Annotated in this window: 1 protein-coding gene; it reads right to left on the bottom strand. The window is 33.8% G+C overall.

The window, feature by feature from the left end; all coding sequences use genetic code 11:
* Positions 1–211: 211 nt before the first annotated feature.
* On the bottom strand, positions 212–2,982 hold a 2,771-nt coding region (locus RT405_RS06500), incomplete at its 5' end, for a GH36-type glycosyl hydrolase domain-containing protein (RefSeq protein ID WP_313468548.1).

The raw sequence follows: 2,982 nt of genomic DNA, 5'->3' as shown, positions 1-2,982 counted from the left end.
AAAGCTAACCTTATCTTTTTTTATTTTTTTAGAGTTAACTACTGTTTGCATATATGCCCCTTTCTTATTAGTCCTTTGCTTTCTAACAGAGAGTAATACGATATTAGATTATCCCTCAAAGATTACTTTTCAGTAAAATTTAAGAGATATTCCAATCAATAGAAACGTTTCTATAAAGTAGTATACTCTCAAAAGAAATCGTTTTCAAGTTTTATCTTACAATTTTTAAAATATTTTCCTGCTTTGCCAAATTTGCTGCTATCATTTCTTTTGAATAGCGTATTCCTCCTTGGCGATAAGGGTTTTCTAACTGAACTCCCGAAAGGACTTGTCCATTCAATTCAGCAAATTCTTTTCCTGTTCCTAATTCAAATTTTATGGTTAACGGTGTATCTAAATAAGCATAAGTCAACTGTAATCCATTTAATTTATCGGGTAAGACTGGATCAATAATCAAATCTTGTTGTTCTAGTCTAAATCCAAGTACATTGCTAACTAATTGATTGATATAAATTCCTGGGCCGCTTGAGTAAATTCTCCATCCGCCTTTAACCGTTCTTTCTCCGGTCCTTAACTCATTAAACTTTTCTCCTGCTTCATATCTTGTAGCAAACTTTCCATCTGAACTGCTAAAATAAGCATTACTTTGGCGGATTTCTGCATTTGGAACATTCTCTTGGATAAGAATCGGATTTACCGTTTGCAGAGCTTTCCAAGCTTCATTTTTTTCGCCAATTTTTGCCATCGCTTCAGCAAATCGAATATGAGCATGAACATATTGTAATCCAATCTCGCGACCGAAATTAGCTGCTTGTTCAGCGCGTTTAAAATAAGTACTCACACCGCCTGCATAGTTAGCTGGCTGGCTCATAAGGTGAACACCGTCTGGCATTTGCAATTCTTTTTGAATTATTTTTAAGTGGTTATCTTTTTCAGTCTTAGTCAGTAGCTCACTGATCATACTTCTAGACATTGGTAATAAACGATAATCAATCCCTGTCTTAGTATCTTGTGGATGGATAATATATTCCGGTTGATTGCCCTCATGCATCAAAACAAAGCCTGGCAAGATATCTGTTTTCAACATATATTTCCGGAAATCTGCTCCAATGTGCTCACTTAATTCTTTCATTTCTTTAGACCAATCAGCATCCAAAGATGCAATACTTTTAGAAAAACGTTTCAATACTTGGTATGTCAATGAAACTGTCCACGTACTTGCCATATTCTCTTTTAACTTTTTATTATTCGGTTGTAAAGTATCATCCCAATCTCCATCTCCATAGCATGAGAGATACGTTTCCGGCAAGAAATGTTCTTTTATATAAGTAATGGCTTTTTTAACATGATCAACTAACGGAACTTTAGGTTCAACTGATTTCATTTTTTCTTTAGACATATAATTTAATGGTTCATTTAAAATAGCAGTATCCCCTGTTTGAGTTAAGTAATCACCAATCAGTTTTAAAGGCCATACGATAATATCTCCATGACTTTCATCCGCCATAGTATCTTCATACTTATCAAACATAAACCATTGTGGCCAGTTTCCATCTTCCACAAATTGGTGACTGAACAGAATTAAAATAATTTCTCTAACAATATCATATTTTTGATTTGCTAAGAAAAATTCAGCTGGTCCTTGACAAACGTCTCGCGTTCCCCAAGCTGCTCCACCATATTGTTCTAGTCCATGAGGCACTAGATAATGTACTAACATGTTATGGGTATACCAAAAACTAGTTATATTTAAACGAGTAATTTCAAGAGTAGTATCATTCTTTTTAGACAACTGAAAATCATTCATTAAGCTAGACAGATAATTGCGATAGATTTCTTTTGATTCTCTAAAAGTTTGTTTTGACGGCGTAACAATATCGCCAACCAAACTAGCTGTAATACTTAGTTTTACCTTTGCTGTTTTATCAAAAAGCAATGAAAAAAGCGAAGTTGTATTTTGTTTTTTCTGCGCATTTTCGAAGAACTCTGCTTCACTAAAAATCGTCGCTTTACTGCCATCATAATGCAATTGATAAGATAAATCTGGATACTTTTTTACCATTCCAGAATTTAAATCAGGTGTAAAGAAATAAGTTTGTGTAGCCGGATCGAACTGCTGATTATATCCTGTAATATATTCTGTATCATTCATAATGACTTGATTCGTCACTAACCATTCATATTCAATTTCTTTAGTTGACGTTATCGTCATCTTGATTTCAGTTGTGTCTGTTGCTGTATATACCGCTATTATTAAAACGTCGTCATCTAACTTATAAAACCATTTGGCATAGTTGAAACCTAATTCATAAGCTGAAGGCATAGTTAATAGATGAAATTGTTCTGCACGTTTAATGTATATACGTTGTCCTGATGTCTTGAAAAAATTCAATGCATTTCTGGCATTCGTATTAAATTTATTCATAGATGTATTTCCTAAAACAATTTGCGCTTGAAACAAACCATACATATAAGAAGTACTTGTCATCGTTTCTTGATAAATACTGGTATTCGTACCGCTCATCACGATATGTCCATGAGAGCGTTCCATTTGACATTCTTTATCTTGTAAAACGATGTGTTCATTTGTTTCAGTAAAGAAAGATAATAATTGTTTGTCTTTTGTTTCTTCTGCTTGTCTTTTGGGAAAATAGTCATCAATTTCTGCTGCAGTAAATTTATTTCCTGTGAGCATGTCTTGGCTAAACAATTCATTACGACGCAGTACTTCTACAGGAGCAAAGGGAGCTTCAACCTGATTTATACTAGCAGCAGCCTTAGAAAGCTCCTCTTTAAATTCTAACTGCGTTACTGCTGTAGGATGGCTTTCTTTGATTAAGCCATAGAAGCTGATCTTTCTTGTTTTATCTAAAATGACTTTTGATGATTGCAAACCAATATAAGCAAATTCATATTGGTAGACTTCGCTCACTAAATTTTCCTTTTTTAAAGCAGCTGGTTGATTGGTTAATTTATATTCCT

Source organism: Carnobacterium sp. (assembly GCF_032094055.1).
Classification (GTDB): domain Bacteria; phylum Bacillota; class Bacilli; order Lactobacillales; family Carnobacteriaceae; genus Carnobacterium_A.
This window is presented reverse-complemented; position numbering and strand designations above follow the sequence as displayed.